Consider the following 9,188-nt stretch of genomic DNA (forward strand, 5'->3'; position numbering starts at 1 on the left):
GGTTGTTCAGCCCGTCAGCCTGAATTGGGAACCCGTAAGCCTAATCGCTACCACCGGTGAACGCCAATCAGGACGAGTCGGAGAGCGCGGCTTGCATGCGCCGACGCAGGTTGCCGCTGCGCCGCGTGGTGGTGGCAATCGCGCGGGTCAGGACCTCGTCCGGTTTCGGCGACCGTGCCCCGGGCGTCCGGGGCGAGACCAGCGTGAAGCGCCGCCTGGCCCGGGTAATGCCGGTGTAGACCAGTTCCCGGGTCAGGATCGGGTTGGGGCGCTCGGGCAGGACGACGGTGACGTGGGTGAACTCCGAGCCCTGCGACTTGTGCACCGTGAGTGCAAAGGCGGTCTCGGCACCGGCCAGCCGGGCGGGGCTGACCCAGTGATAGCCGCGCCCGGTGTCGTCGTCCACGGCCGCGGGAAAGACCACGCGCAGGACGGTCTCGTCACCGCTGCGCATGGGCACGGTCAGGCCCATGTCGCCGTTGGCCAGGCCCAGCTGGGGATCGTTTCGCGTGACGATGACCGGGCGACCCGCGTACCAGCCGCGGCGACGCTCCCCGGCGGGGGGCCGGATGTCGCCGGAGGCCACGAGCCAGTCCTCGACCTGCCGATTGAGTCCCTCGACCCCGGCCGGGCCCCGACGCAGGGCGCAGAGCAACTGGAAGGCGTTGTGATCGGAGAAGATGGCATCCAGTCGCCGGTCATCCTCCGGGCGGTCCGGGTCGAACCCGTCGGAGGCGCGGATCGCCTGGATCCACGGCCGGACCCCGGCGAGCACCTGCCCGGCCAGTGCCGACTGCTGCGCCTCCCCGCCGACCGGGGTATGCAGCCAGGCGGTGTCTGCCGTGCCGCGTTCGTCGGCCGGTTGCCCCAGTGCCTCACGCGCGGCGTCGGCGTCGCCGCGATTGACGGCCCGTGCCAGGCGGCCGATGGAGCTGTCTTCCCCGAAGCGATGCGAGAAGCGCAGCACGGCGATGCGTGTGTTGATCGGGTGGCCTGAGTCGGCCGCCGGGCCCGGTTGCACGGACTCGCCGGTGGCCCGTTCCAGCCAGTCGTGCAGGTCGGAGGGGTAGCCGCCTTCCGCTTCCCGGCAGAGTTCGCCGAGCACGGCGCCGGCCTCGACCGAGGCGAGCTGGTCCTTGTCGCCCAGCACGACCAGCCGGCAGTGGCCCGGCAGGGCGTCGACCAGTTGTGCCATCAGCTCCAGGCCCACCATGGAGGCCTCGTCGACCACGACGATGTCAAGGTCCAGCGGGTTGTCGCGGTGGTGGCGCGGTCGCTCGGCCAGCGGGCGGGTGCCGATCAGTCGATGGATCGTCTGCACCTCGGTGGGCAACTGCGCGGCGATGTCGGACCAGTGCTGTCCGGCGAAGCCGGGCGCCTCGATCCGCGCGATCTCGCGCACCTTGTCGCCGATGGACTCGGCCAGTCGGGCCGCGGCCTTGCCGGTGGGCGCACACAGCGCGATACGCGGCGAGCGCGCCTCGCTCTCGCCCGACCGCAGGGAGAGCAATGCCGCGAGCAGGCGTACCACGGTGGTGGTCTTGCCGGTGCCCGGGCCGCCGGTGATGATGGAGAACGGCTGATGCACGGCCAGTGCACAGGCGACCTTCTGCCAGTCGGTATCGCTACCCGACGGGCCGGGATACAGCGCATCGAGCACCGGCCGGATGGTGTCGGTGTCGGTGACCCGGTCGCCACTGAGCCCGGACAGCCCCGAGGCCACGCGTCCCTCGACCTGCCAGAAGCGGCGCAGGTAGAGCTGCGGACGATCGCCCTCGACGAGCATCAGCGGCCGGCCCTCGGTGCGGCCGGCGGACTCGTCGTCCCATGCGATCCGGCACACGGCAGGATGCTCGGCCAGCGCGGCCAGCCAGGCGGCGATATCCACGCCGTCGAGGACCTGTCTCGGCGTGTCGACCGTCACCGGCCCGGGGCGCATGGGGTCCGCGGGCGGCATGCGCAGGGTGAAGTCGGGTTCGGCGAGCACTTCGACGAGATCGAGGCAGACGTGGCCGCCACCACCCTGGTGGCTTGCCAGCACGGCGGCCAGCTGGGCCAGCGGATCGGCCCGCGGTGCCCGCTTTTGCAGGAACGAGGCCACCGCCCGATCCACGGGGCGCAGCCAGCCGGCGGCGACCCAGGCATCGAGCAGCCCGTCGAGAGCATGGTGGCTGGCCAGGGCGGGATGACGTGTCATGCGGCATGCTCCCGTTTGTCGGTGAACAATGCATCCAGTGCCTCGATGAGCGCGCGGTCGGGGCGGCAACCGTACACGCCGTGGTTGTCGGCCTCCGCGCCGTCGGGACGTCGAATCCCGCGCAGGAAGACGTAGGCCGCGCCGCCGATGTGGCGGTCGTAGTCGTAGTCCGGCAGGCGGTCGGCGAGGTGGCGGTGCAGGGCGACCAGGTAGAGCACGAACTGCAGGTCGTAGCGTGAACCGAGCATGGCCCGTTCCAGTGCTTCCGGGGCGTAAGCGCTCTCGTCCGGTCCCAGCCAGTTGGATTTCCAGTCGAGCACGTAGTAGCGCCCGTCATGGGCGATGGTCAGGTCGATGAACCCCTTGAGCATGCCGTTGAGCGTGCGCGCCTCGAGTTCGGGGCGAGGAACGCCGGGGGCGACGTGCTGGCGCACCAGCCGATCGATGTCCGCGGTATCCGCCTGCCGCAGGGACAGCCAGAACTCCATCTCCGCCTGGAGGGTCTCCAGTCCCGCCAGCGCCATGGGGGCGGAGCTGGCCGGCAGTTCCCAGCGGGTGTCCAGCAGGATGTCGAACTGGCGGGCGACCTGTTCCTGCTGCGCCTCGTCGAGCGAGCGCAGACCCGGATGGTGGCTGCCGGCCAGCCGCTCGCGGACCCGCTCCGGGTGGCCGGCGTGACGGGCCAGGCCGTCGTCGATCATCGCCTCGATCATGTCGTGGAACAGGTTGCCGATGCCGGCACCGCGGGGCAGGGCGTGCACCCCGACGGGCGTGACCGGTTCGCCGGCGTCCTGCAGTCCGGCGGGTTCGAGCGTATCGGTCTCCAGGCGGACTTCCTCGCGGGCGATTTCCGGTGCCGGCAGGGCCGGGCCGTGGGCGGCCGAGGCGCTGATCGAGGAGAAGCTCGCGATCCACCACGGGGAAAAGCGGCCGAATCGTGGTCTGCGTGGCTCGGCGAGCGGTGGCTCGGGCGGAGGGACGAAGCGGTGCGTGGCCGGATCTCTCGGTTCGGGCACCGTATCGATGCGGATGGCCGGGTTCTCGCCCCACTCGGCGAGCCGGGCCATGTACTCGTCCCGCTCGCAGCTCTCGCCCGGCTCGAAGCCGAGAAACTGCCCCCAGGCGGTCTTGCCGGGGTTGAAGCGCTTGACGTTGCCGACCTTCACCGGCCCGGCCCCCAGCACGCAGGCGAACTCCGCTCGGGTCAGCGCCACGTAGAGCAGCCGGAGCTCCTCGGCGGTCGACTCGCGCGTGGCGCGCTCGGTGGCGGCCTCGTCCGGTTCCATCTCCCAGACGTTCTCGTCGTGGCGATGTCGACGGGTGGGCTGGTGGCCGTTGTTCTTCTCCGACCCGAGCACGGCCGCGAACGGCAGGAAGACCACCGGGTACTGCAGGCCCTTGGAACTGTGGACGGTGACGATGCGCACCATCTCGCTGTCCTGTTCGAGCCGTATCACCTGCTCGTCCCCGCCTTCCGTCATGGCCAGGTGGAGGCGATGGATCAGCGCCGTCTCGCCGTCGACGTCCTGGTCGCGTGCTTGGAGCCATTCGGCCAGGTGCAGGATGTTGGTCAGCCGCCGTTCCCCGCGGCGGGCGGTCCGCTCCTCGGGCGAGAGCAGGCGGGCGGGCACGGCGAAGTGGTGCAGCAGGCGCATCAGCGCGGCGAGGACCCCCTGGTTCTGCCAGACGCGGTGCCATGCATGGAAGTGATTGCAGATCTCGTCGAAGATCACCTCGTCGCGCAGCCAGGCCGCAAGCTCGTCGAGTCCCAGGGCCAGGCTGGTGGTGGCCATGGCCTGACGGATGCGGTCAGAGCGCTCGGGCTCGGCCAGCGCCTCCAGCCAGACGAGCATGTCGGCCGCCTCCGTCGAACGGAGCACCGACGACCGCTCGGAGAGAAATACCGCGGGCACGCCGACGTCCGTCAGGACCCGGCGCATCAACTTGCCTTCCTCCTGGTTTCTCACCAGTACCGCGATGTCCCGCGGTTGCAGGCCCCGGGCCTCCTCGCCCTCGAACCGGCAGTCCCCGGACTGGCCGGCGTTGAGCATGGCCGCGATCTCGCCGGCCGTGCGCCGTGCCATCTCGTCGCGGAACCTGCCCGTGTTCCAGGGCTCGTCGGCGGGCGTGGACCAGGCGGTCAGGGCCGGGATCTCCTCGCCGTTTGGCGCGACGAGCCGGCTCTTGCGTCCGTGGGCGTCGACCGGGTGGAAGGGCAGGGGGTTGGGATCGTCGCTCTGCTCGTCCCTTGGGAAGCGGAAGGCCCCGGCCGGGTGCCGGTCGGCCCGTTCGAACAGGTGGTTGACCGCATCCACCATCGCGCGGGTCGAGCGGTAGTTCGTCGGCAGGGTGGCATGTCGTCCCTCGGTGGCCCGCCGCGCGGTCAGGTAGCTGTGGATGTCCGCACCGCGGAAGCTGTAGATCGCCTGCTTGGGATCGCCGATCAGCACGATCGCCGTGTCGCCCGCCTCGTCGTGGCCGAGCGGGTAGATGGCCGAGAAGATCGAGTACTGCAGCGGGTCGGTGTCCTGGAACTCGTCGATCAGGGCCACGGGGTACTGCTGTCGGATCGCCTGGATCATGCCGGCGGCGTTCGGGTTTGCCGCCGGGTCGACCGCCTCGTGCATCTGGATCAGCATGTCCTCGAAGCCCATGGAACGATGCCGGGCGAGCAGGGTGGCGATGCGCTCGCGCACCCACAGGGCCGCGAAGGCCCGGATGGCCGGTTCGACCTTCTTCTCCCGCCGCTCCATGGCCTCCGCCCGGTCCTGCCACTCGCGGACGGCATCCAGCGCCGGGTGGGAGGGTGCCTCGGTGCCCTTGTTGGTGTTCGGGTAGGCCAGCCGCCGGCGCGTCTTCGGCTCGAGTCGCGTCTCGCCGGATGCCCAGGCGTCGATCGTCTCCAGCCACGCGGTAAACGCCTCCTCCTGCCTGGCCTCCGGATGGGTCGACTTGCTCAGTCCGGACCGGACCACCTGCCAGAGCCCGTGCAGGGCGACCGAATCCTCGCGCCACCGCGCTCGCGCCGTTTCCTCCGCCCGGTCGATGCCGGCCTGCTCGCCGGCCATGCACTCGATCTGTTCGGCCGGGGACGGGAGGTCGGTCGAGTGATGGGCCGTGACCTCGCCCAGCGCCACCGGGCTGCCGTCGCGCTTGATCAGGTCCTTGATCCGCTCCCTGAGCTTTCCGGGCGGCGGCACCATCTGCGCGAATCGCCTGGCGAGGGCGCCGTCACGCCCGGCGAGCGGGTAGCCGTGCGTGCGCCAGAAGTCGCGTACCGCCTCGGCGATGATCGGGTCGAGGTCGGTGACCAACTCCTGCTCGAACAGCGCCCGGCTATGGAAGGCGTGCTCGCGCAGCATGCGCTGGCAGAAGCCGTGAATGGTGAAGATGGCCGCCTCGTCCATCCATTCCGCGGCGCGCTGCAGCAGGAACGCCCCCCGCGCCCGCTCCGCCTCGTCGAAGGCCTCGTACAGTGCCCGCAGCGGCGGGTCGACCGCGTCGGCCGCCACGCTGCCCGAGAAGAGCCAGGCCGCCTCCTGCAAGCGCGAGCGGATGCGGTCGCGCAGTTCGGCCACCGCGGCATCCGTGAAGGTGCTCACGAGGATTTCCGGCGGGGTCAGCGGGCGCGCGTCGCGACGATCCGGTCCGCGATGCCCCAGGACCAGTCGCAGGTAGAGCAGCGAGATCGTGAAGGTCTTGCCGGTGCCGGCACTGGCCTCGATCAGGCGGCTGGATTCGAGCGGGAAGGTGACGGGGTCGAGTTGGCTCATGCACGTTGGCCCTGCTCGGACGGTTTCCGGTGTCTGCCCCGGGTGTGCTCGGCCAGGGGGCGGTAGAGGGTTTCGGCCGTCTCGTCGAAGGACGGGGATGCCGCCAGCGCCCGGAAGTCGGGCCACAGGCGGACAAGGTCCGGCTCGTATGCCGCCGCGCTCTCGAACGCCTTCTGCGCGGCCCTGAGGCGATCGTTCTCGTCCTCCCTAGTCACCCAGGCGATCTGGGCACGGGGCTCGGCCGCGAGCGGCTCGCCGCAGGCGCGGTGCCAGTGGTCGATCAGCTGCTCGAGGATCCGACGGGCCTCGTCGGCATCCAGGGGCTCCATCACGGTCGGCCGCTCGGTGAGTTCGGCGCTTCTCGCGTCCGACTCGCTGACGAGATACGTGGTCACCGGCCGGCCGCCCAGTTGCGCGGCGAGGTGGTACGGCCACTCGCCGACGAGCCGATGCCACTTGAGGTCCTTGCCCTTGTGCAGCGGACCGGGTACCAGGCGCAGGCGGACCAAGCCATCCGGCCCGCTGCGGATGTCGTCGATCTCCCCGTTGAGGTCCCGGCCTTCGCCCAGCCGGTCGCCCGGGCGGAAGGGTTCGACGGTGTCGGGGTAGCACGCCTGCAGGGCGGCCCAGGTACGCAGTTGTCGCTCCAGTGCCCCGCCGTGTTCCTGCCGCAGTGTCTCGTCGAAGGGATGGACGGGCAGACGGCCCGACCCGGCGATGCGGGCAAACGCCTCGTTGATAGCATCGGGGAGGCGGTTCTCCAGCAGGTCGGGATCGACGAGGTCCCCGGGCGTCCGGTTGAGCCTCTCGAGGACCCGCTCGAGCAGCCGGGCGCTCAGTTGATGGTCGCCCAGCGGGCCGAGTTCGAAGGGCTCGTCGTCCTCGGGTATCGCCGTCTCGCGACGGGCGGGGATGCCCAGGTGCTCGCCGAGCCAGACGCGCCAGGGCTTCTTCAGCACCAGGGCGAGTTCGGCCAGCGACGGGCAGCGACATGCCTTGTCGTCGCTCGCGACAGTAGAGGGCTCGATCCGGCGGGAGGCGCGCCGACCTTCGGCCTCGACCGGGCCCTCATGGGCGGCCGGGCGGTGGACCCGGTGCCATTCGCTAGCGTAGCTGTAGAGTTCGGGCCGTTCATCGGAGAAGTATTGCCGGGAAAACGGCTGCAGCGGGTGCTCGGTGGTCAGGTGCTCGGAGGCGGTCGCCTCGCCGTCGACCTGCCAGCCGCGGTCGATATGGTCGCGCAGCTGGTTGACCAGCACCGAAGCCGGCTGCTCGTGGTTGTCACGGATGCTCCGACCGACCCAGCTGATCCAGAGACGGTCCCGGGCCGAGAGCAGGGCCTCGAGGAACAGGTAGCGGTCGTCCTCGCGCCGGGACCGATCGCCGGGGCGGTACCGGCCGGTCATCAGGTCGAAGTCGGCCGCCGGTTGGCGACGAGGGTAGGACGGGTCGTCCATCCCCAGCAGGTAGACCTGGCGGAAGGGGATGGCACGCATGGGCATCAGCGTGGCGAAGTTGACCGCGCCGACCAGAAAGCGCTGTGACAGGCGGTGCTCGTCGAGCCGGTCGAGCCAGGCACTGCGGACCGTTTCCAGGGTTACCGGCAGGTCGAAAGCCGCCGAGGCGCAGTCGTCCAGCCAGCCGTTGAGCGCCGAGTCCAGCCGGTCGCGCAGGGACAGGGCGGACTCGCGCTCCGCCAGCGGGTTGCGACCCGACGCCCCATCACGGGCGTCGGCCATGCCTTCCTCGAGCGGCGGGATGGCCTCCGGGTCGAAGAAGGCGGCCAGCAGGTCGCCCAGGCACTCGCGCCACTCTTCCGGCGTGCGGGCATGCCCGAGGCGTTCGCGCCAGGTCTGCAGCGAGTCGAGCAGGGCGTGCAACTGGCCCACGGCCTCGGCGCTCGCCGGGTCCATCCCGCCGACCGGGACGATGCCATCCCAGTCGTCATCGGCACCGGCGAGATAGCCGTAGATCAGGCGGTCGAGGCCGAAATGCCAGGCGTTCTGCTCGATGCCGGCCGGCAGGCCGAACTGCTCGCGGTGTTCGGCGTCCAGCCCCCAGCGGATGGCGGCGGTGTCGATCCAGTGGTGCAGCAGGCTCACGTCGTCGGCACAGATGCCGAAGCGCGCCCGCAGGGCGGCGACTTCCAGCAGGTCCAGCACCTCGCTGGCCGTCAGCCGGGAATCGGGCAGGGCAAGCAGCCAGTCGAGCGCGCGCGTCATCGGGTGCTCGTCCCGCTCGGGCCGGTCTGAAATGGCGAACGGCAGGTGGCGTGGATCGTCCGGATCCAGGCGGCCGAAGACCGCGTTGATGGCCGGGGCGTAGTCGGCCATGTCGGGCACCATCACGATGACGTCGCGGGGCTGAAGGCCGGGATCGTGATCGAAGGCGTCGAGCAGCTGGTCCTGAAGGATCTCCACCTCGCGCAGCGGGCTGTGGGCGACGGTGAAGGCGATGGACCGGTCGTCCTCCTCCAGTTGGCGTTGTTCGTCCTCGATCTCGTGCAGTGGGACCAGATCGAGGATGTCGGCCTGCAGGCGCGCAAGCAGGTGCTCGGTCGCGGGCGGGGCGAACACGTCGATGTTCAGGCTCTGGGCACCGACGCGTTCGGGCGCCTGGTCGAATTCGTCGACCAGGCGGACCAGGTCGCGGCCCTGCTTGCCCCAGGAGGCCAGCAGGGGATGGGCGTGCTGGTGCAGGTCGTGCTCGTCGAGCCGGCCGTCGACCTTGCGTTCGGCGATGCGCCGGTATTCGTGCCGGAACAGGTGGCGATCCTCGACGATGTCGCCCCAGTAGTGCCGGCAGGGGTTCTGCAGGCAGAAGATCACCTGTACCCAGCGCGAGACCGCCCCGAGCACCTCGAGGACCTGGGGCGGCAGGGCGGAGACGCCGAAGATCACGATGCGCCGGGGCAGGCCGGCGGGACGCTCGCTCAGCGTCTCGGTCATCTCGAGGAAGCGCCGGTGGATCAGGGCGCGGCCGGCGTAGCCGGTGGCCGGCTCGCCGGTTCCGGTCCGGGGCGGGTTGGCACGGAGGTCGTCGAGCACCGCCCGCCAGAGGGCCGGCTGCCACTGCAGTTCGCCGGGAACCGGTTCGTCACCGCGACCCAGGGCGTCGGTCAGCGTCTCGTTACCGTCGGCCCAGTCGCCCAGCCAGTCGGCGCGATAGACCTGGTACTGGTCGAACTGGTCGGCGAGCCGGGCGGCAAGCTGGTAGGC

The 9,188-nt window shown here is 70.6% G+C and carries 3 protein-coding genes; all 3 read right to left on the minus strand.

The genetic code is table 11. The features are described from left to right. Window positions 1–67 precede the first annotated feature (67 nt). A complete protein-coding gene (gene recD / locus ACLFMY_RS02875; protein ID WP_410763033.1) occupies window positions 68–2,197 on the minus strand; it encodes an exodeoxyribonuclease V subunit alpha in 2,130 nt (709 codons plus the stop codon). After that, the gene (gene recB, locus ACLFMY_RS02880; protein WP_410763034.1) at window positions 2,194–5,970 is read right to left on the minus strand and encodes an exodeoxyribonuclease V subunit beta; all 3,777 of its coding nucleotides are present in this window, start codon (window positions 5,968–5,970) and stop codon (window positions 2,194–2,196) included. The genes recD and recB overlap by 4 nt, the downstream gene beginning before the upstream one ends. After that, window positions 5,967–9,188: exodeoxyribonuclease V subunit gamma (recC, locus tag ACLFMY_RS02885; protein ID WP_410763035.1), on the minus strand; the 3,222-nt coding region annotated here is incomplete at its 5' end. The genes recB and recC, both read right to left, overlap by 4 nt.

Source organism: Guyparkeria sp. (assembly GCF_046545975.1).
Classification (GTDB): Bacteria; Pseudomonadota; Gammaproteobacteria; order Halothiobacillales; family Halothiobacillaceae; genus Guyparkeria.